The organism is Paenibacillus paludis, from assembly GCF_042610515.1.
GTDB lineage: Bacteria > Bacillota > Bacilli > Paenibacillales > Paenibacillaceae > Paenibacillus_AQ.
Genome location: NZ_JBGJZP010000016.1, coordinates 48,517 through 70,296 on the forward strand (window position 1 = coordinate 48,517; position 21,780 = coordinate 70,296).

Genomic DNA, 21,780 nt, shown 5'->3' on the forward strand with positions numbered 1-21,780 from the left:
TTATTGCCCCCTTTTGATTGGTTTATTGGGAATAGTCATTCGTTTGTCCGATGCCGTAGACCAGTTATAGTAAAATACTGTAGCCACGATGACGATTGCTGCCATGATCAGCGACGACGCTCCAGCCATGCCTAGGTTGAAATCCCAGAAGCCGTCACGATAAATCCGGAATACGAGCACCTCTGTCTGTCCATAAGGTCCGCCATTGGTAATAAACAATACCTGCTCGTAGATCTGAATCGCCCCAATCAAGCTCGTAATAACAATGTAGGTTGCAATTGGCTTCAGCCCAGGCAGTGTGACAAACTTCAATTTAGCCCACCGGCCCGCACCATCGATGTCCGCAGCTTCATATAAAGTCTGATCTACCGATTGCAATCCTGCCAGCCAGATAAGCGCTGCGGCCCCGACACCCTTCCAGGCCGAGTAGATTACAATCCAGAAAATACCCCACCCGGCAGAATACTGCCAAATAATCGGTTCTTTGCCGATGGACTTCAAAAAATTATTAATGACCCCATTATTGGTATCGAGCAAAATATTAAATACCTGAGTGGTTGCCACAGTCGAAGTAACTGCCGGAATATACCACAGCGACCGATAAATGCCTTTGCCCATTAAGGGCATATTCATCAGAATAGCTGCTCCGAAGCCGGCCGTTAACGTAACCGCTGTCACTAAACCGCCTAACCAAATGGATCTCCATAGTGCTCCGGTATATACCGGGTCCTTGAAGAAACTAATAAAATTATCAAACCAAATAAAGTCCGGTGTATCATTTAACCCCACCCAATTAAAAAAACCGAGAAAAAAACCAAAAATCGTTGGAGCCCCTGAAAGAACCAACCAAAACAACAACATCGGTGTAAGGATGACCGCAGCGATGACAGCGTCTCTATGCCTTCTCATCATCCGTTTGAAAGAAGATTGCCCGCGGATCTGGGCCGTTTTATCCATATGCAGTACCCCCATTGCTATAGTTAAAACCTCATTTTCCCCTGCCCTTAACCACAACCTTCCTCATCTATGTATTTGCAAAACAAATATATAATAACATATCAATTATGTCAAGATATTTGCTATATCATTTATCTCCAATAAAAAAAAGCACTCACTGAATTTCTTCATGTAAGTACTTTTCCTTGAAACATACTTCTTATTAAACTAGGCATTCCGCAGTTGAGTCGCCTTCCTTTAGCTCCGGCTTTAAAATCACCTTGTGATACTTGTGGTCAGGGTTCGGGGCCTCCTCCAGCATACTCAACAATATCTTGGCCGCCTCTTCGCCCATAATCCCCTCTGATTGAGATATATACGTTAATGCTCCCGGCTCGTCCATACCAGGGGAGGGATCATCGAAGGTGAGAATAGAGATATCCTGCGGTACCTTAAGTCCAATTTCTTTGCAGATGGACAGGATATGTAGCCCTAATCTGCCGTTGAGAGTAATAAAGGCGGTGGCCATCCGGTTTTTGATAAATCGATAGAGCGGATGCTCCGTATCCATCCCCTTATAATCCACGTGAAAGTCTGTCAGAATAAGCGCCGGATTAATCAGTGCCTCTTTCTTCTTCAAACCATCCATGTAGCCGTTAATCCGATCCTCCACAGTGATCGTTGGAAGCGGGGAGTCTGAACAAATGGCAATATCGCGGTGACCGAGGTCCCACAGATAATCTACAGCAAGCTTTCCGCCGATCATGCCATCGCTGCGAACAATATTGGTTTCCACTCCCGGAAAATAGCGGTCAATCAGGACAAAAGGAAACTTGTTCTGCTTAAGAGACAGAATTTCCTCATTATAGGTTTCTGTATCGCAAGGAAATATAATCAAGCCTGCTGCACCATTTTTAATTAGGTCGAGGATTGCTTCTTCTTCCCGTTCGATAGAGTTGAAGGTTTGAACAATGTGTAGGCTATACTGGCTCTCCTCCAATATATTATTAATCCCCTGGATCAACCGGATGGAGAAATAATCGACCAGAACAGGCATTACTAATCCAATTATTTTTCTTCCTCCACCTGCAACTGAAATGACAGTATTTGCTGTCTTGTTGGCAGATACGACTGTCGGTCCCAATGATGTATAGGATTTATCTAATGGCAAACCCTGCAACCGGAATTCGGATTCAAGCATGTTCTTGTGATGAGATACAATTTCGTGAATCTCCTCGCTAACAAAGCTGCCTTTTCCGGGAACACGATAAATCCAGCCTTCCTTCGCCAGTTGCATAAGAGCATTAGCAACCGTTATCCTACTGACGGAAAACTGTTCCATCACTTCTTTTTCCGAAGGAATTTTATCATTCTCTTTCAATTCACTATTCAAAATAAGACTTTTAAAATACTCCTGGATTTGTACATACAGCGGCTGCCTTTCGTTATACATAAAATTGCTCACCTAACCTTCTTCAATTATTAATTATGTTATATCATTTATGTCATTTAGTCAATGTATATCATAATGTGTGGAGTCGTTAAATAATGAAGGAGCGGTATAATGCAAGGCTTGAATTGTTCGCTGTCGGCAGAAAGGGAGAACAGGGCGGAAACCCTGATTGCAGAAGACCCCCTGAATGTGAGAAAAGGCCGGTATTCTCCTTGATCAGCTCATAGCTGGCGCGGATCGCCTCTTCATCTGCAACCTTATCCTCTGTTGTGTGGAGAATACACAGTTTCATGTGATTACCTTGGATTACGCAGAAAATATCTTTAAACCGGGGAACGTCATTTATAAAATGACCGAAGAGGAAGAGCTTTAAGCTCCAATAGAAGAGATCCTATAGAACGCTGTCTGCCTGAAGGGGACGGCAATATATTGCGCTTAGCAGCAAGTGAAGGTTGCTATCTTGAGATGGCTATCGGGTGGTGAACAATTGGAGCCTTCCTATCTAATCTCCACTACAATTTGTTTGATTGCAGCTGCGCTTATAGTCAGGCTGGCAAGGGTGTCCAGCCAATGATCGCCTGCGCTGACAAATTCAATTTCCAAATCCGCCGCAGGCTGGTTAAGCGCAAGAACGGCTCCGGCGCTGTTGCCACTGTCGAAAATGAGCATACTGCGCTGGATGGCGGATATGCTGTAATGATTTTGCCTGAGCATATAGATGATGCGTAGCCTTGCAATTTCTTCATCTCCATAGACGCGGGATTGATCAGGCTGCCGCGGAACACAGATCAGCCCGTTGCGCTCCCAATTGCGCAGCACTTCCGGTGTGACTCCTAACAAAGAGGCGGCTTCCTTATGGCTATACACATTCCCTGTGCCGGGCAGCTGGCCTTTCTCGGTCCAATTCTTAAGCAGCGACGCTGTTTCCAGTGCAGAGGCATATTCCTTCTCCAATAGATGCTGATAGGCTTCAGCATTGGTTAACGCCAGCTCCACATCCCATGATTTAAGGGCAGCTGCAACCGAAAAGGCGGTGTTTCTTAGAGTGCGGTTGGTATAGGGGGTACCGAAGATCAATCGGCAAACCCGAAGCTGTGTAAGATGTCTGTATGTAAACTGCCGATAGCGGTTTTCCGTACGTTCTACCGGTGAGATCAGCCCTATTTTTTCATAAAACCTTATCGTATTGGGATGTACGCCCAGCTCCTGAGCGACTTGTCCTGTCCTATAAAATGCTTCACCGGATGTACTAAGGATCGGCTTGGGCTTCGCGGCTGATTCACCGGGGATAAACTTCATAATCTCTCCAATGTCACAAGCAAGCGCTGTGCAAATCCGGGCCAGAACGCCAAGATCGGGACGCTTGATTTCATTGGTTATATACAGATTCAGCTGACTTCGCTGAACGTGCGCAAGCTGAGCCAGCTTCCCGCTGTCAATGCCTTTCCTGCTCATGACTGACCCAAGGATAATATCGAAGTGTCCCCACTGTTCCGGCATGCAACAACCCCCTCTGGAAAAAAGATACATCTGTTATACCACAGAAAACAACAGCTATCAAATAGAACCTTCCAGTTTTGCACCACCCCTCCCCCGGCATGATAAACTCCTGTCATCAAAGGAGGATGAATCTATGGCGTATCATATCGAAGCAAATGGATTATCAAAAACATATCGTATTCCAGTCAGGGAAGCCGGCCTTCGTTCGGCGTTCGGCAGCTTGTTCCGTCCGCAGTTTAATGAAGTTAAGGCTGTAGACGAGGTGAGCTTTGCCATAGAATGCGGTGAAATGGTCGGGTTCATCGGGCCAAATGGCGCAGGCAAGACCACGACACTCAAAATGCTCTCCGGGCTGCTCTACCCGACTTCAGGCAGTGCAACGGCGGCAGGATTTACCCCCTGGCAGCGCAAACCCCAATATCTCAAGAAGATCAGCATGCTCATGGGCAATCGCAGCCAAATGCAGTGGAATAACACCGTGTATGATACGATGCACATTTTCAAAGAGATCTACGGAGTGCCCACAGCGGATTTCAAAAGACATCTTGTAGAGCTTGGGGACATGTTCGATGTAGGTAAGCTTATGCAAAAACGAGCACGCAACCTCTCGCTCGGTGAACGGTCCAAATGCGAATTTATTGTCACCCTTCTGCATAAGCCGGAAATCCTGTATCTGGATGAGCCGACACTTGGGATGGACGTGACAATGCAATTAAGGCTGCGGCAATATATGAAGGAATATAACCAGAAATTTGGTACAACGGTTATTCTGACAAGCCATTATATGTCCGATATCACTTCGCTTTGCTCCAGGGTGATGCTGATCAACGGCGGACATTTGGTCTATGACGGTAAGCTGTCCAGCCTGACGGACAAGATCACACCGTACCGGATCATCAAGCTGACCCTTGAAGAAGAGAATCCTCCGCTGAGCCCGGAGAGCCTTCAGATAGATGGAATTCCCGCAGAATGGATTGAGAATAGCGGGAATGAACACACCCTCCGGGTAAAGAAAGAGGATGTCGTGAGGGCCAGCGGGATGCTAATGAGCAGGTATATCCTCATTGATTTCGGAATCGCTGATCCCCCCATTGAATCAGTGATTGACACCATATATGCAGAGGGGATCACCGTATGAATATCCGCGGCGGAATAGCGATGATTCGGGGCCAGCTCTTCAATTTCATGTCGGAAAAAGGATTCTTCTGGACGCTTGCACTCGGCTGGATGATCGGACCTGTGATCTATATGATCGTCTGGTCGACGGCTGCGTCATCCGGCACGATCGGGGGCTATGACAGGAATGCCTTTGTTCTATACTATCTGTGCCTCATCCTCATCAATCAAATGACGTATCCGACGACACACTGGTCAACGGCTCAAGCGATACATAATGGCTCGATATCCTCAGCGCTGCTGCGTCCGTTGCCTCTTATTTATGGAGCTGTTGGACAAGAAGCGGCTGTCAAAATGGTGTGCATCCCGTTTGTTGCGGTTGTGGTTACGCTGCTCGGGTTATTGCTGGGCGTACAGGCCAGTTTTACATTTGTGTCCGTAGCTGCCGGCCTTGCGGCCCTTATGCTTGCACTCATGATTCGCTTTCTGCTCGCCTACATCCTGTCCCTTCTCGCTTTTTGGACACAGCATTCCTCGGCACTGCTCAGTGTCAACGATACCTTCATCTTTCTGTTCGGCGGACAGGTGGCTCCGCTTGCCTTGTTCCCCGGCCAGCTTAACCAGCTTACGCATTTTCTGCCCTACCGGTACATGATCTCTTTCCCGGTGGAGGCGCTTATGGGCACATTAAACCGTGAGAGCATGATCCGGGGCTTCACCATGCAGCTGCTCTGGACTGCTGTATTGATGCTTGTGTGTTATGGTGTAAACCGGTACGGCCAGCGTAAATATTCGGCAGTGGGAGGATAATCATGAGATATTTCAGACTAATCTTTACCTTCATGAAGGCGGCGTTTCAGAATGAGTCAGCATATCGGCTGAACTTTGTTATGAATTTTTTAAGTGCGGTGTTAGGTCTGGCAGGCGGTATTGGGGGAATTTATATTCTCTACGTCAACAATGAGGTCCTTAACGGCTGGACGATGCCGGAGACTCTGGCTGTGCTCGGCGTTTACATGCTGGTGCAAGCCGTAAAAAATGTTGTGATCGGCCCCAGCATGAACAAGCTTGGCGGCATGGACGGCGAGATTGAAAGCGGGACGTTTGATTATACCCTATTGAAACCTATATCGACCCAATATTATATCAGTGTGCGGGAATGGTCTCTCTGGTCGATTCTGCATATCGCCGTTGCCACAGGTGTAATCCTTTTTGCGATAGACGGCATGAACAGCGAAATAACCCTCCTAGCCGCTGCTCAGTTTCTGCTTGCACTAGTTATTTCACTCGGAATTCTGTATTCCGTGATGCTGATTCTGAGCTCTGTCGCTTTTTGGTACAGAGGGACCTACTTGTTGTGGATTATGGAAGATATCCTGCAAGCGGGACGGTATCCGATCGGTATCTATCCGCGCCCGCTCCGGTTGGTCTTGACATGGGTGCTGCCTGTCGGGTTCATTGTATCGGTTCCGGCTGAAGCACTTGTCCAGAAAGCTGAGCCCCTCATGCTTGCGGCAGGGGCCGTGCTCATGATCATCCTTTTTACAATTGCGACACTCTTCTTCAACCGCAGCCTCCACAAGTATTCCAGCGCATCCAGCTGAACAACCAATTTTGATGATCCCGACGAAAAGCTTGGCTGGAAGCACAACACTGCCTGGTTGTTCCACTTTTACATTGGCAGCTTCCTAGTTGTATAATTCGCTTTGAAGCGTAATCGTTCTAACTCTTATACGACGTAAAGAGAACGTCCATTTCAGGACGTTCCTTTTACGTATTTTAATCGATTGCATAGCCGATCGTCAGGATGAACCCGTACAGCTCATAGCCAATCTGAGTATATAGGCGAATGGCCTTCTGATTGTTTCCATGTGTGCCCAAGGTGGCGATTGATTTGCCCTGCTGCTTCAGATGCTCCAGAGCGTTGCATATCATGCTCCGGGCGACGCCTTGTTTCTGCCATTCCGGTATGACAAAAACACTTTCCGTTGCGCTCCGCTCATCCGTGATGCGCCATGTGGACGTGTTGCCGATCAATTGATTGCCAGCAAACGCACAAAAGTTGACCATTTCCGGCGATCCCTGCATCCAGCTTAAATGGTTCATACTCCAGGCGACACCGTCAAAGGAAGCGAGCTCAGCTTGATGATACTGTTCCAAAGCCTGGCTGTTATCTAGTAGAAATGGCAGCACCTGAACTCCCTCCGGTAAAGGATAGCGGGGAATGTCCTGACTGAGGTCGAATTTAAATACGACAATCGTGTCCCGGATGGTAAATCCGCGGGCCAGGTAGTAGCTCAAATCCTTGAGATTATCCGCATCTAAATATTCAGCCAGTACAATGCGTTTGTCCGGATGCTCGGCTTTAATTTCTCTGGACCGTATAATTAACGCATCCGTCAGGGCATCTTTGATCTGTTCATCCTCAACACCGTCCGCAAATAGGATTTGAAACTTTAGATATCGGATGAAATCCTTATCTTCATCATGTCCGGCCGCATGAAAGGTCTCATGCTCCATCAGGTGGGCAACCGCTATAATTTTAGCTTCCCCACTCACTGCGCATAACATATTTCTCTTATCCAGATCGCCATGATACAGATAGGTCATATTAAGAACAAAATCCAGGCTCCCGATCTGCTCCGCATCTTCTTCTTTCGGATTTCGGATTACAAAGTCCTTCATTACTAGCATCGCCCTCCAATTTTCTCGGGTACCGCTTACTTTCCTAATTCAATATTGACTGAGTACACTGCACCCGGCAAGGTAGACTTTAAATATAGTCATCTATAGCCTTCGTTTTTCTTCATTTTTGCATGGTATAGTAAAATATCTAATAGGAAATAAAACACAGTTTAGTGAGAGGTGGAAGCTAATGAAGGAGCCGTATACAGCAAGGCTTGTGCTGTTCGCACAAAACGCACAAAGTATCAAAAAGGAGTTCCCTTGGCAAAATGCGCTGGTCAGCCGGTTAGCGGCATTACTGTACACAACAGAGGATAAGGTTGCAGATGAAGGGGCGATCCGTGCCAGCTATGAGCTGATCAAGGAGAACACCGGCCTCTTCTCTTCATTCAGGGGGTCTTCTGCAATCAGCATTTCTGCCCTGCTCTCCCTTTCTGCCGACAGGGAAGGACAGCTTAGAAACACGCTGTCCGTATATGACATGTTGAAGGATATCAAATTCTATGGCTCCGATTATCTGGTCGTGGCGGCTTATCAAATTGCCGCAAACCAAGCGCCGGATCAATATCTGCGCACGGTAGAGCGGGCAAAGCGGTTTTATGACAGCATGAAGGCGAAGCACCGTTTCCTCACGGGGCAGGATGATTACATCTTCGCCGCCATGCTCGGCCTGTCCGATATCGATATCGAAAGCGGCGTGGAGCGGATGGAGCAGCTCTATGCCACGCTTAAGCCCGAATTCCGGTCCGGCAACAGCGTGCAAGCCTTGACACAAGTGCTGGTTCTTGGCAATCAAGCCAAGGAGGCGGCGGACCGTGTACTGGCCTTACGCGATGCCTTCCTTGCACAGAACATCCGCATGGACAAGCAATTCACCCTATCTTCGCTTGGCGTGCTGTCCCTGCTTCCCCTAAGCAGGGAAGACATTGTGAACGATGTCTCCGGGACCTTCGAATTTCTCCGCACGCAAAAGGGGTTCGGCAAATGGTCGATTACCGAGCAGGAGCTGCTGCTGCTGTCTGCTGCGCTGGCAGCGATCAAAGCGGTGGATGAAGTGCAAAACGGTATCCTGAACACGGTGCTCTCCACCAGCATTACCAACATCATCATTGCCCAGCAGACTGCAATCACCGCAGCTGCTGCTGCTTCGGCTGCCGCGGCGTCCTCGTCAAGCTGATGACGGGGGAAGATCGGGAACGCATACGCCGGATTACAACCAGAACGGAAGCTCTGCTATCCGGTCTATTGGGCATTTGGGAAGCATCGGTACGCCTTACCCATCATTTTCTCTCCGGACAGGATATCGCTGCTCTTCGGCCTGTGGTTCTTGAAGGACTCCGGGAAATCGGCCATTTGCTTGTGTTCACCGATGAACAGGAGCAGCCGCTGGGCTTCATAGGGGTGCAGGATCATAAGATTGAGATGCTGTTCGTAGCCCCTGAGGCGATGGGGCTAGGCATCGGCAGAAAGCTGGTTGCGCGGGTTATTGAAGCACTGGCTGTACACGAGGTGGACGTGAATGAACAGAATCCCCAAGCTGCAGGGTTCTACGAGCATATGGGATTTCAAGTGTTTGACCGGTCTGCATCGGATGAGCAGGGAAACCCTTTTCCTATCCTGCATATGAAATTATCGTCCCTTATTTGACAAAAAGCCAGCCGATATCGGCTGGCTTTGCTCATATTGTTATCAAGCCTTATTCCACTGATTTGAGCGCCTCAATCATATGAATCCGTTTGAGCTTGATATGCATGAAAACCATAACAATCCCCGAGAACAACAAGGTTAACAGCGCGGCATACACATAGCTGGGCCACTTGATGATCGGGGCGAACATCGTCGCATCCAGCTCAGCCGTCCTCAGAACGAAGCTGTGCAGCAATATGCCGAGGCCGGAACCGGCCACAATGCCGAGCACACTCAGCAGAATATTCTCGCGGTAAATATACAACGTTACTTCCTTATCATAAAAGCCCAGCACCTTGATCGTCGACAGCTCGCGGATCCGCTCGGACACATTGATATTGGTTAAGTTGTAAAGTACGACAAAAGCCAGTGCCGCCGCTGACACAATGAGCACCAAGGTTACAACGTCCATGCTCTTCATGGTATCGTCGAAGGCAGAGCCTACACTGCTGGAGAAGCTGACCGCAGCAACACGCTCACTAGCCGTCAGCTTTTCACTGAGTCCGTCTTCCCAGGCTGCATCCTGCACGCCATAGTTCAGCAGTTCTGTGTTGAATACCGGTTCTTTCCCGAATACAGAAGAATAATACGCCGGTGTCATGTACACATAGTGCATCACATAGTTCTCCGTAATCCCCGCGACCTGAATCTTGAAGGTTTCGTTCTTGTTGTCCACGACGGTCAACTTGTCGCCCGGCTCCAGCCCGTACAGCTTAGCCAGCTTCTCCGAGACAATAGCCCCCTCGTCCGTAAGCTTTCGCCCTTCTCCACTTATCCGGTCCCGCAGCTCCACATATTCGGATAACGAATCAACAGCTGCTGGTATGAACAGATTCACATCCTGGTCATTTACACCGCTGGCGCGTGCGGTCATCGTTTCCTGCGCCACATTCAGCGTCCCGGTAATGGCGGACTCCCCGGTGATCAACTGCTCATAGGCATTCCGTGAACCGGCAGGCACATCATCATGCAGCGCTACAAGCGCATCATATTTCATAATCGTGCCGAATTGCTCTCCGGCGATGCTGCCGATCGAGTCCTTAAGGCCAAACCCGGTCAGGATCAGCGCCGTACAGCCGGCTACACCGAACACAGTCATGAACATCCGCTGCTTGTAGCGGAACAGATTCCGTGCGGTAACCTTCTGGACAAAATTCAGCCGTTTCCAGACAAAGGATATCCGCTCCAGTATAATGCGCTGTCCGCTCTTCGGCGCCTTCGGACGCATCAATACGGAAGCGTTGCTGCGCAGCTCTACCCGGGAAGCAATCCAAGCCGTGAGCGTAGTGCAAATTAGCGCCACAATTACGGAGAGAATGGAATACGAGGGATAGAAGCTCTTGACGATATCCGGCAGGTTATAGAGTGAACTGTACGCATTATAGATAATGGTAGGCAGCAGGGTGAAGCCTACGGCAAGCCCAACTACCGAAGCCGCCAGACTGGCAAGCGTGCCATAGACCATGAATTTGGCCATAATGTCACGGTTACCATAACCAAGCGCTTTAAGTGTTCCGATCTGCAGGCGGTGCTCCTCAACCATCCGTGTCATGGTCGTCAGGCTGACCAGCGCAGCAATCAGGAAAAAGAACACCGGAAATACGCTCGCAATCGCCGACAACCGGTCAGCGTTGTCTTTATATTCGGTATACCCCGGACTTACATTCCGGTCTGTGACATAGATCTTGGGCATCTCCAGCGCTGCGAGCTGCTGCTTGGCAGCAGCCACCTCCAGGGGGCCGCCGGACAACGCCTTCCCGCCTTCCACCCGCAGCTCCGCAAGCCGCGCTTCCGGCACGCCGGATAACGCCTGCTCTACCGCTTGAGTATGCTGTTCGATCAGCGCCTCATACTTCGGCGAATAAGCCTTCAGCCCGGCAGTATCCGTGAAAGACAGATAGGCTTCCGTATAAACCGGCAGCTTAAAGTCTGCCTCCGGGATAGCGGCGTACGCATCCGCCGTGCCTTTGCCAATCGTACTGGTCCCCCGGTTGTTCTTCTCAATAAACTGGGGACTCCGCACAAAGCCCACTACGGTATAATCCAGTGTCCCGAAGTCGTCTGACAGCTCCGTATCCTTACCGTTTCCGCTAAACGTTATCTTGTCTCCGAGCGCATATTCTCCGGCCAGCACGTCATCCAGCACGATTTCTCCGGAATGCTCCGGTAGATGTCCTTCGATCATGCGGTATTGGTTAAGCGTTGCATCTGTATTGTAGGAAAAGACCTTAAGGATCAAAGCATTGTCGCCGGCGAACACATCCGCGCTGTAACCCGGCTGAATCTCACCGATCCCCGGCACATCCTTCAGCAGCTTAAGGTTGTCTTCGGTCAAACCGTAGGTGCTCTGCACTTTCAGATCCATCAACCCCGTCTCCCGGTAAAAGGTTCCGGCGGTATCCAGCATATCCGGCCCGGCTGCCTTGATTCCGGAGAAAAAGCAGACGCCCAGCATAATAATTGCAAATATTGAAATAAAGCGGGCCTTGGTGTGCCCGATTTCACGAAAAATATCTTTCCATAGCGCTCGTTTTTTCATAGATGCCTTCTCCTTACCATTCGATATCGTCAACGGATACCGGCGAAGGATTGGTTACCATCTTCCGTACCTTAGCGTTGTTGATCTCAATGACCCGGTCTGCCATCGGGGCAATCGCCAGATTATGCGTGATTACGATGACCGTAGTTCCGGTATTGCGGCAGGTATCCTGCAGCAGCTTCAGCACCTGCTTGCCGGTGTTGTAGTCAAGCGCGCCTGTCGGCTCGTCGCAGAGCAGCAGCTTCGGCTGCTTAGCCAGCGCTCTGGCAATCGCGACGCGTTGCTGCTCACCGCCGGACAGCTGAGCCGGGAAATTATCCAGCCGCGCCCCCAGTCCTACATCCTCCAGTACCTTACGTGCATCCAAGGCACGCGGGGAAATCTGCGAAGCAAGCTCGACATTCTCCAGCGTCGTCAGATTGGGCACCAGATTATAGAATTGAAACACAAAACCCACGTCATTGCGGCGGTAGCCTGTTAACTCCCTGGCACTGAACTTGGCAATGTCCGTACCGTCCACAATGACCTGGCCTTCGTCAGCGGAATCCATTCCGCCAAGAATATTAAGCACGGTCGATTTACCCGCGCCGCTGGGACCGACAATGACGGCAAATTCACCTTTATTAATCTCAAAATCAATCCCGTCGTTGGCAACAATCACATTCTCGCCCATCTTGTAACGCTTGTACTCACCCTTTACGGCAACAAAGCTCATGCCTCATCCTCCTGTCTCTATCCGGACCAAGCCAGTTATCACTCTATGTACATTTTCAATACGCTGTCCGGTGCGGCTGTATATGGTTTCAGTTTATCACAAATACAAAGTCGAGGCCCGCCGGGCCTCGGCAGGAACACCGGATCCGGCATCGTGTGATTTGTTATAGGAGAGACCGTATGCTAAGTTAGCAATATCTGTATATATCATTTTATTTTGCTAGGAGGCCGTGAAATGGATTACGCCAAGTCAAAAGCTGCCCTTGCGGACGAAGCAGCTTCATACGTCGAGAACTATAAAAAGTACGCATGGTTTCATCAGCCCCGCTCCATTTATGAGCTGGACACACTGAAACTTCTCCAGGTCAAACAGATCACAACCTACGAGCCTTTAAAAGAATTCGCAAATCTCAAGAAGCTTGAATTCGGCACCACAAATTCCAGGCTGACCCTGCCTGATCTTGCCGGCCTGGACTCCGCCACGAGTCTGGAACATCTAAGCTTTATAAGTAAAACAACGATTAAAAAGAATATAGAGGCCCTTTCCCGGCTTGAGCATCTGGAATCTCTGCAAATGTTCTATGTCCAGCACACGCTGCCCGATCAATTGCTGTCCCCTCTTAAATCCTTAAAGTCGGTCAGTTTCTCCAAGCATAATTATGAGAGTCAAACCGTTCTCCCGGACAGCCTGGAGACTATCAGTATGAGCTTTGATGAGATTGAGGCTGTACCAGGCTTTGCACCCGCCGCGGGTGTGAAGAAGGTTTCTATGGGAGGGCAAACCTGCCAGCTGGAAAGCTTGGATTCTTTCAGGGTTTTTCCAAATGTAGAGGAAATCAGATTGATCGCTCCTAAAAAGCTTGTGGATCTTTCATATGTTTCACAGCTGAGGAAACTGAAGATACTGGACGCTAATTTTGCTGCCGCAAGTGATCTAAGTCCCTTCTACCAGCATGACAGCATTGAGGAAATACGGCTTAGAGGCTCATCTGTGGAGAGTCTTCAAGAAATGGGGATTTGTCCAAACCTAAAAACATTGTATCTGGAAAAAACAAAACTGAATTCCATCGAAGGCATACGGGAGCAATTCCCCCATTTGGAGCTGCTCTGGATATGGGGAACCAAAGTAAAGAATCTGGAAGCACTGACCGGGATGTCGTCGTTAATCAACCTGGATCTGACTATGCTTAAGCCAAAATCATGGGAATTCATCTCCACCCTGACCGGGCTTGAAACACTGGATTTATGCAAAACCTCATTTTCAGATCCCGGACTACTCCTGAACCTCCCTCATTTGAAGAAGCTCAGACTGTCAGGAAGCAATGTGGACCCCCAGTCTAGTGAATATAAGGAATTAGAAGAAGCAATAACCGGGCGAAACGGTAAGTTGAGTTAGTAATGAACCTGACCGCCAGTAGACTATGAAGAGTGCTCCCCCGGCTGTTCGTCGGGGCACTCTCCCGCTCTCGCCGCGATAATAACGGACAGATAATCTTCTATCATATGCCGGCTAATATTCATTTCGTTAAGATATAAATCGGCCAGTGTTTTTTTGAACCGCAACAGCATCTCCCGGTCGTCAGCAGCTTCGGGAACCGGAGTATACTGTACCAAAAACACTGTTCTCGCCACATCATATAGTAAATCTCCATGACACACGTTCATGAAGTCAATAACAACGGGCTGCCCGCTTACGAGCAATATATTACCGGGATGAAGATCGCCATGGCAAAGGGTGTCTCCATCCTTAAGTTTATCCAGAATCCCGCATATTTGTCCGTGATCCATTCTTTTAGACGACGGAACATTTAATAGATGATATTTTAGAAATTCTTTGTAATTCAATACATCACTGACTTTGTTCTGAAGGATTGTCTTATGCTGTCTTGCCATATATTCAGCGCAGCCCTGAAGGTCGCCTGTCCTCAAAACCCAATCCAACAGGGATTCACCATCCACCTTCTCATATATAATGCCCATGCGCTCTTCACAGCTAATCATTTCATAGGCCTTTGCTTTGGCAAAGCTCATATCATTGATCATTCTGGTGTTTTGAAACTCTGTTTCCACATCACTTTGGGGGTAACCCGCAGCGAAAAGCTTAAGCACTTTCCCTTCTTCCCATTCATATACGGTCGCCGTATTACCCTCACCCATGATCTTCCCATATTTCATTTAGACCACACTGCCTTTTCATATTAATTTTTTCGAAAAACACGACATTTTTAGATGATTGAAATGAACAACAACAGGTTGGAATAGTGCAATAATTCCGGGGCGGGTCGTGATATTATGGCAGCATAAACCAGGAATGGAAGTGTTTTTTCATGCACAAGGATCTGGAAGCAGCCTTTAACAAAGTCGTAGAGATTTTAAAAAAAGATCAGCGCTGCAAAGGCGGCTGGCACTATGGGTCGATCAGCAGAGGGGCAGAAGATATTTATTCGGATTATGATCCTGTTTTTCTGGTAGCGGATAAGGACTTTGAATCTTTTGCCGCAGATGTGCCCGCAGTTCTTGCCGCTGCTTCAGATGAGCTTTTAATTTTTTGGGGCGAAAGCTTTAATAATGACATTTCAAAAATTACTGCAGTGTGCTTCGTATAGACAGCCAGCTGCACCAGTTCGATTTCTTCATTATTAATGCTGATTATCCTGAAGAATGGATGTGCAGGCAGCATTGCAAAGGCTGTACAAGAGATCAGCTTATTTTTGACAGAGCCGGTGAAGCAGCAGCGTTCCTTGATCAGGGTTATCGTACAGATAATAATCTCCCCGACACTGTAAGAGCTATGGATACTTACTGGTTACATGCAGAGATGTTGATTAAATACTTTAAACGAAAGGATCTATTTAAAATCATCAAGAATATGGATGTGTTGTTCCATTCGCATGTAGACCTGCTGTTAAGCTTACAACTGCAGAATTTCATGATTTAGAAGCTGCTGTCAAAAAGAGCATAGCCCTATTTCAAGTGGACGCGGCAGAAATATGCAAGGCTAAGGGTATTGAGTATCCTGACAAAATAGCTGCGCAGATTACAGCATACTTTCATAACAGAATAGACTCAGAGGCTTAAGGATGATGATCTTGGCAACCGGTATTCCCTGCTGTTTAGCGGGGAATGAGCCGGCTGTATTGTCTGGAGAGAAACTTCATATAGATCAGCAAGTATTTGCGGCTGATCAAGGCAATTCCACCAACAAACAGGCTGAACAGAAGGGCAACAGGGATGCTCCACGCGTAGGGAACTTCGTATCCGTTACCCAGGTTCATATTGATCCAGGAAACGCCGAAGCTGCGGATCACCCCTGCCAGCAAGATCAAAACTGCGCTAAAGCCAAAGCCATAAGCGATAGTAGCCAGGATCGGAATAATCATGATACTGAGCAATCCGGTAGTGCAATAAAAAGTCACCATCTGCCACAGGGATTTCAGCGACAGGCTCCTGCCCCGGCCCATCATATATTCACTTTGGTAAGCCTTGGCCAGCTTGCGCGGATTGCCAAGTCGAGCTAATATGACCGCCTCCGGCTGGCCGCTCGCCATGCCGTCGGCTATGCTGCTTTCAATTTCCCGGACAGCATCTACCCGTTCCTCCTCAGGCAAAAAATCCAATGCCTCATAAAACCTGCGAAGATAATCATTCGAGTTTGTTTCCATTTGTGTTTCCCTCCAACTGAACATGTATTTGCCGCACCTGATTACCTAATCAATACAGCTGAATTTGCCCGATAGCACCTACAACCTTGCTCCATTCCTCTGTCATGGAAGCAAGCAGCTCGCGTCCAGGCGGGGTGAGCGAATAATACTTGCGGCGCGGACCGGTCTCCGATTCCTTCCAAAAGGCTTCTAAATAATTCTCCTTAAGCAGCCGCCGCAAAAGAGGATAAAGCGTCCCTTCATTAACGGCCAGCACCTCCCATTGACCCAGCGCTGTCACCAGCTCATAACCGTAACGGGGCTGGCTGCTGATCAGCTGCAGGATGCAATATTCCAGCAGCCCCCGGCGCACCTGAGAAATCCATTCCGACATATCCAAAGCCATCCCCCCTTACACTACTATAATACCACACAGTACTGTGCGGCGTACACTAGTGAACAAACTTTATTTTCCTGTTTTTTCTATGACTACCCCAAACAACAAATGATAACGTTTTCAAAATAGCCAAAGAAGAGAGGCTGCCTAATGAGCTTAGCAGCCATCTCTTCTACATTATAGATTCCAGCAAATATCTCAATATGGTTTTACATCATACGCCTATACGTTTTTATGCACTTTTTCTTTGATCGGCATCAACAGGTCCAACTGGATCGTGCTGTCATCCGCCGCAAGCATGTACTTGTGGATGTAATTCAGATGTTCCTCCAAAAGACCGCTCATGTATTCGGGATCTCCTCCCGCATACTCGTATATTTCGTTGTTCTTCACCCACTCGCCAAGCCGCTCCCATTCGTCGAAAGCTCCCATGGGAATCATATGGGCGGCATAGAGGCCACCGGCAAAGGTTTTCTTGGCAAAGGGTGCCTCCACTGACAGCTCATCCGGAATGGTGATCCATCTTTCATAGCCATGATCACTCCCATCTGGCAGTTGTCCATCCGGATGATTGAACCCGATATGGCGGAAATCCGGCTTGATCTGCGGCAGCTTGTTTTTTTGAATAAACTCACAAATCGGTTCCTTCCCCTCAAGCTCCGCTGTCTTCCCAATAATATGCAGTGCGGCTACCGACATCGGCGGCAAATAAAGAATCCGCACCTCCCTGTCCGTCAGCTTCTCCAACCGGTCGTTCGCCCGATTTAAATCCTCCATCGTCTTGTCCTCCTTGAAATGGATTTTGCTTGTGATTAAGGAGTCGAACAGCGGCAGGATGGACACATCATCTAGCAGATTCCGCTTCAGATTCAGCTGAGTACTTTCATTCAGTCGGACGATGAACGTGTTCAGAATGGTGCGTATGGTAGAGAGCGCTGTAATTTCATCCGCTACCTGCTTCAGGTTCTGTTCAAACGTTGCGATGATTTCCGCCGAATCCTTGCTCTCCAGAATCACAATGATTTGCTTTAGCGGAATCCTAAGCTTCCGCAACACCACGATTTGCTGCAGACGCAGCACCGTTTGGGCATCATAGGTCCGGTATGCATATTCCGCTACCTTTGTACTTTGGATCAGTCCGATTTGCTCATAGTAGCGCAACGTGCGCGTAGAGAGCTTAAAGCTTTTGGATATCTGGCTAATGGTCTGAAGCTCCATGCGACTCCTCCTCTCAGGGCCATTGTAAAGTGCGACGCGACGTCAAAGTCAAGGACCCATATTCAACCCGTTCCTTCTCTAATTCCGCAAAATCAATCAAACCCCTTCCAAAGAGTTCAATCGATTGTAACAAGAAAATATTCCAGTAGCCGATACTTGGCCGTTTGATAATGTTATAATCACCTTGATTTATTCATTCTTTTTCCAGCAAGAGTGAAAGAACATTCAGAAACAGGTGATTAGATGTTCGAACTAAAATGGCTGTGGCAGAACCTGGAGGGAAACCGTACGCGGTACATTCTGGCGCTCTGCCTCTCGGTGGTAGGCTCAAGCCTTACGATCGTGAATCCGTACATCAGTCAGCGCATTGTCGACACGTTCATAGCCGGCGACAATGCGCAGCAGAATCTCACACAAGAGCGGGGGCTCTTGATCGCGCTCTGCCTGGGCATGATCGGCTTTTCCCTGCTCCGCACGGGTCTTGCTTATTTGACAACCATGCAGTACGAAAAGTCCTCGCAGAACATGATGTACAACATCCGTATTTATTTGTACAACAAGATTCAGGGGCAGGACAGGGAATATTACGACCATAACCGCACCGGCGACCTCATGACCAAGATGACCGGCGATCTGGACATGGTCCGGCACTCTATGGCATGGATTTTCAAGACGATCATCGAATCGTTAACGATTTTCCTTGCTGCCGTTATCTATTTTTTCACAATAGATGCGGAGTTGACGCTGTGGATGCTTATCCTGTCACCACCGATTTTTATCGTGGCCTTCATCTTTGCCAAACGCGTCCGTCCCATGTATATTGACCTGCGCGAGCGGTTGTCCCAGCTTAACACCACTACACAGGAGAATATTTCAGGCAACCGTGTAGTCAAGGCTTTTGCCCGCGAGGAGTTCGAGATCGAAAAATTCACAGAGAAGAATGTCAACTATTCAACAGCTAACAAAAAGGCTGCCCTGGTATGGCTTGATTACTTTCCTTATCTGGAATCCTTCGCTCAGGGCTTCAACGTCATCCTCATGCTGGCTGGCGGGCTGTTCCTTATGGAAGGCCGGATCACTTTTGGTGAATTCGCTGCCTTCTCTTCGCTCATCTGGGCCATATCCAACCCGATGCGCAACATTGGGATTATTATCAACGACATTCAGCGCTTTTTTGCCAGCTTGACTAAAATCATCGACATCTATTATGCCCGGCCTAATATTGTAAACGAACATAAGTCCATACAGAAACGCCGTTACGAAGGCCGCATTGAGTTCGATCAGGTGCGCTTCAAATATGATAGCGCTACCGTGCTGGACGATGTCAGCTTTACAGTTGAACCCGGTGAAACGATAGCGATCATGGGCTCGACGGGATCGGGTAAAACGACAATCATCAACCTGATCCCCCGCTTCTACGACGTATCCGCAGGACGTGTGCTGGTAGACGGCGTGGATGTCCGCCAGCTTGAGCTCGATGAGCTCCGCGACAATATCGGCATGGCAACCCAGGATGTACTCTTGTTCTCCGATACCATCGACGGCAACATCGCCTATGGCGACCCCGATCTTCCGGAGGAAGAGGCCATGGCCTATGCCGGGCTCGCAGCTGCCCACGACTTCATCTCCAAAATGCCCGAAGGGTATGACACCGTTGTCGGGGAACGTGGGGTTGGACTGTCCGGAGGGCAAAAGCAGCGTATTGCGCTGGCGCGGGCCTTGGCGGTCCACCGTCCTATTCTGATTCTGGACGATACAACCTCTGCCGTTGACCTTGAGACGGAGGAACACATTCAGAAAAGTCTGCGCGATCTGGACTATCCCTGCACGAAGATCATTATCGCGCAGCGGGTGTCTACTACCTCGCAGGCTGACCGCATTCTCATTCTGGATGGCGGACGCCTGATTGAAGAGGGTACTCACGCCGAACTGCTGGCGAAACGGGGCTACTACTACGATGTGTTTATGCTGCAGAACGAAGGTATTGGAAGGCAGGTGACCGCTAATGGCAAGGAATAAATTCGACGTCGATGAGAATCTGGAATCGCCGTTTAATATCAAACACTTCCGTCGTGCAATGGTGTATATCAAACGGAAGAAAAAGCCCATGATCTTTGCGTTTGTGCTCAGCGCGATTTCAGCGGCCATTTCACTGTCCGCTCCACTGATCATGCAGCATGTCGTCGACGTGACCATTCCCGCCAAAGCCAAACTTCCGCTGCTGGGCTGGTCCGCGCTGATGCTTGTGACCATCGTGGTCAGTGTTATTCTGGCTACCTATCGCTCACGCATCATGACAAGCGTCGGACAGGACATTATTTTTGACATCCGCACGGATTTGTTTAAGCATCTGCAGGATTTGCCTTTCAAATATTATGATGACCGGCCGCAGGGCAAAATCCTGATCCGGGTCGTGAATTACGTCAATTCGGTTTCGGATGTGCTGTCCAACGGTATTATCAACTTTGTTCTGGAAATTGTGAATCTGGTCTTTATTGCCGCATTCATGTTCGCCGTCGATGTACGGCTCTCGTTCGTTATCCTGGCAGGACTGCCCGTATTCTTCGGCATCATGCTGCTGATCAAAACCCGGCAGCGCCGGGCATGGCAGGCGGTGTCCAACAAAAGCTCCAATCTGAACGCCTACCTGCAGGAAAGCATCAGCGGCATCGGCGTCACCCAAATGTTCAACCGTGAACAGCGCAATGAGGGAATTTTCACGCGTCTGGCCGGCAATTTCCGCAAGGAATGGATAACAGCGGTGCGTTTCAACATGCTGATCCCGTTTAGCGTCGACAACCTGAGCACCATCGTTACAACGATGATCTTTCTGGTGGGTCTCCTGACGCTGGACCCTGTAAATGTCACCTTTGGTGTGATTCTTGCCATGAGCAGCTATGCCGCCCGCTTCTGGCAGCCGATTCTGAATCTCTCGAACCTGTACAATAACTTTATCAATGCCGTCGCCTACCTGGAGCGTATCTTCGAAACGCTGGATGAGCCGGTTACCGTCAGCGATATTCCGGATGCGAAGACACTGCCGCCTGTACAGGGCCACGTCACCTTCGACAACGTAACCTTCGCCTATGATCCGGGGCTTAACATTCTGGAGAACATCTCCTTTGATGTTCTGGCAGGACAAAGCATCGCCCTGGTGGGTCCGACAGGCGCAGGCAAAACAACGGTCGTCAATCTGATCTCCCGCTTCTACAATCTTACCGGCGGCAGGATTCTTATGGACGGACAGGATATCTCGCAGGTTACGCTGAAGTCCCTTCGCAGCCAGATGGGGATCATGCTGCAGGACAGCTTCATTTTCTCCGGGACCATCCTGGATAATATCCGTTACGGCAAACTCGATGCTACTGAGGAAGAAGTGATCGCTGCGGCCAAGACCGTTTGTGCCGACGAATTCATCCGTGAGTTTGATCAGGGTTACCTGACAGAGGTTAATGAACGTGGCTCCAAGCTCTCGCAAGGACAGCGGCAGCTCATTTCGTTCGCCAGAACGCTGCTGGCTGATCCGCGCATTCTGATCCTGGATGAAGCGACTTCTTCAATCGACGCGAAAACTGAACGTCTGCTCCAGAAGGGCCTCAATGAGCTGCTTAAGGGACGCACCTCGTTCATTATCGCGCATCGTCTGTCCACCGTAAAAAACTGCGACCGCATTATGTATGTCGCAAACAAAGGTATCGCGGAAAGCGGGTCGCATGACGAGCTTATAGCACGCAAGGGCCACTATTACCGGCTTTATACGGCGCAGAAAATGGAAGCTTAGCCACTAAATCAAACTCAGACATTATTCTATAGCTGTCATAATCCCTTTCAGGCCCAACCTGGAAGGGATTTTTTTATTCGCTAAAATCTTCGGCACAGGAGCAGCAAAATTTAT

19 protein-coding genes are annotated in these 21,780 nt (G+C 48.9%); 9 read left to right on the forward strand and 10 right to left on the reverse strand.

Annotation, left to right across the window (positions count from 1 at the left end):
• From ACAN56_RS25060 to ACAN56_RS25070, 3 genes are all read right to left on the reverse strand, one after another.
• Window positions 1-957, reverse strand: coding sequence for a carbohydrate ABC transporter permease (locus tag ACAN56_RS25060; RefSeq protein WP_052091807.1), 957 nt, complete (start codon window positions 955-957; stop codon window positions 1-3).
• Window positions 958-1,159: 202 nt separating this feature from the next.
• A complete protein-coding gene (locus ACAN56_RS25065; RefSeq protein ID WP_038585979.1) occupies window positions 1,160-2,389 on the reverse strand; it encodes a GntR family transcriptional regulator in 1,230 nt (409 codons plus the stop codon).
• A gap of 498 nt (window positions 2,390-2,887) precedes the next feature.
• Entirely contained in the window at window positions 2,888-3,889 is a 1,002-nt protein-coding gene (locus ACAN56_RS25070) for a MerR family transcriptional regulator (RefSeq protein WP_379146162.1), read from the reverse strand.
• 133 nt (window positions 3,890-4,022) lie between these two features.
• On the opposite strand from ACAN56_RS25070, the gene ACAN56_RS25075 reads away from it, so the two are divergent.
• The 3 genes from ACAN56_RS25075 to ACAN56_RS25085 are packed head-to-tail and all read left to right on the forward strand — an operon-like array spanning window position 4,023 to window position 6,609.
• Complete coding sequence (locus ACAN56_RS25075) at window positions 4,023-5,027, forward strand: ABC transporter ATP-binding protein (protein WP_379146163.1); 1,005 nt, start codon at window positions 4,023-4,025, stop codon at window positions 5,025-5,027.
• Complete coding sequence (locus ACAN56_RS25080) at window positions 5,024-5,815, forward strand: ABC transporter permease (protein WP_038585969.1); 792 nt, start codon at window positions 5,024-5,026, stop codon at window positions 5,813-5,815. The genes ACAN56_RS25075 and ACAN56_RS25080 overlap by 4 nt, the downstream gene beginning before the upstream one ends.
• Window positions 5,816-5,817: 2 nt before the next feature.
• Complete coding sequence (locus tag ACAN56_RS25085; protein ID WP_379146164.1) at window positions 5,818-6,609, forward strand: ABC transporter permease; 792 nt, start codon at window positions 5,818-5,820, stop codon at window positions 6,607-6,609.
• A gap of 175 nt (window positions 6,610-6,784) precedes the next feature.
• On the opposite strand, the gene ACAN56_RS25090 is transcribed toward ACAN56_RS25085, so the two are convergent.
• Window positions 6,785-7,690: a GNAT family N-acetyltransferase gene (locus tag ACAN56_RS25090; RefSeq protein WP_379146165.1), complete on the reverse strand. Its 906-nt coding sequence runs from the start codon at window positions 7,688-7,690 to the stop codon at window positions 6,785-6,787.
• A gap of 190 nt (window positions 7,691-7,880) precedes the next feature.
• On the opposite strand from ACAN56_RS25090, the gene ACAN56_RS25095 reads away from it, so the two are divergent.
• Together ACAN56_RS25095 and ACAN56_RS25100 are read left to right on the forward strand one after the other, a co-directional pair.
• A complete protein-coding gene (locus tag ACAN56_RS25095) occupies window positions 7,881-8,867 on the forward strand; it encodes a DUF4003 family protein (protein WP_379146166.1) in 987 nt (328 codons plus the stop codon).
• Complete coding sequence (locus ACAN56_RS25100) at window positions 8,867-9,337, forward strand: GNAT family N-acetyltransferase (protein WP_052091805.1); 471 nt, start codon at window positions 8,867-8,869, stop codon at window positions 9,335-9,337. The genes ACAN56_RS25095 and ACAN56_RS25100 overlap by 1 nt, the downstream gene beginning before the upstream one ends.
• Before the next feature lie 49 nt (window positions 9,338-9,386).
• On the opposite strand, the gene ACAN56_RS25105 is transcribed toward ACAN56_RS25100, so the two are convergent.
• Window positions 9,387-11,915, reverse strand: coding sequence for an ABC transporter permease (locus ACAN56_RS25105; protein WP_038585957.1), 2,529 nt, complete (start codon window positions 11,913-11,915; stop codon window positions 9,387-9,389).
• 13 nt (window positions 11,916-11,928) lie between these two features.
• Window positions 11,929-12,630 (reverse strand): ABC transporter ATP-binding protein, encoded by a 702-nt coding sequence (locus ACAN56_RS25110; RefSeq protein WP_341089812.1) that lies wholly within the window; start codon window positions 12,628-12,630, stop codon window positions 11,929-11,931.
• Window positions 12,631-12,864: 234 nt separating this feature from the next.
• On the opposite strand from ACAN56_RS25110, the gene ACAN56_RS25115 reads away from it, so the two are divergent.
• Window positions 12,865-14,025 (forward strand): leucine-rich repeat domain-containing protein, encoded by a 1,161-nt coding sequence (locus tag ACAN56_RS25115; RefSeq protein ID WP_379146168.1) that lies wholly within the window; start codon window positions 12,865-12,867, stop codon window positions 14,023-14,025.
• 23 nt (window positions 14,026-14,048) lie between these two features.
• Here ACAN56_RS25115 and ACAN56_RS25120 read toward each other — a convergent pair whose 3' ends face one another.
• Entirely contained in the window at window positions 14,049-14,804 is a 756-nt protein-coding gene (locus tag ACAN56_RS25120; RefSeq protein WP_379146169.1) for an aminoglycoside phosphotransferase family protein, read from the reverse strand.
• Window positions 14,805-14,956: 152 nt separating this feature from the next.
• On the opposite strand from ACAN56_RS25120, the gene ACAN56_RS25125 reads away from it, so the two are divergent.
• Window positions 14,957-15,235 (forward strand): hypothetical protein, encoded by a 279-nt coding sequence (locus ACAN56_RS25125; RefSeq protein ID WP_379146171.1) that lies wholly within the window; start codon window positions 14,957-14,959, stop codon window positions 15,233-15,235.
• A 507-nt stretch (window positions 15,236-15,742) separates the two neighbouring features.
• On the opposite strand, the gene ACAN56_RS25130 is transcribed toward ACAN56_RS25125, so the two are convergent.
• The 3 genes from ACAN56_RS25130 to ACAN56_RS25140 form a co-directional block, all read right to left on the reverse strand.
• A complete protein-coding gene (locus tag ACAN56_RS25130; protein WP_081965673.1) occupies window positions 15,743-16,291 on the reverse strand; it encodes a DUF1700 domain-containing protein in 549 nt (182 codons plus the stop codon).
• A gap of 49 nt (window positions 16,292-16,340) precedes the next feature.
• On the reverse strand, window positions 16,341-16,676 hold the full coding sequence (locus tag ACAN56_RS25135) for a helix-turn-helix transcriptional regulator (RefSeq protein WP_081965672.1): 336 nt from the start codon (window positions 16,674-16,676) through the stop codon (window positions 16,341-16,343).
• 213 nt (window positions 16,677-16,889) lie between these two features.
• The gene (locus tag ACAN56_RS25140) at window positions 16,890-17,885 is read right to left on the reverse strand and encodes an effector binding domain-containing protein (RefSeq protein ID WP_038585942.1); all 996 of its coding nucleotides are present in this window, start codon (window positions 17,883-17,885) and stop codon (window positions 16,890-16,892) included.
• Window positions 17,886-18,128: 243 nt separating this feature from the next.
• Between ACAN56_RS25140 and ACAN56_RS25145 the strand changes: the two genes are divergently transcribed.
• Entirely contained in the window at window positions 18,129-19,904 is a 1,776-nt protein-coding gene (locus ACAN56_RS25145; protein WP_076110268.1) for an ABC transporter ATP-binding protein, read from the forward strand.
• On the forward strand, window positions 19,891-21,666 hold the full coding sequence (locus ACAN56_RS25150; protein WP_038585936.1) for an ABC transporter ATP-binding protein: 1,776 nt from the start codon (window positions 19,891-19,893) through the stop codon (window positions 21,664-21,666). Before ACAN56_RS25145 ends, ACAN56_RS25150 begins: the two co-directional genes overlap by 14 nt.
• The last annotated feature ends 114 nt before the right edge of the window (window positions 21,667-21,780 follow it).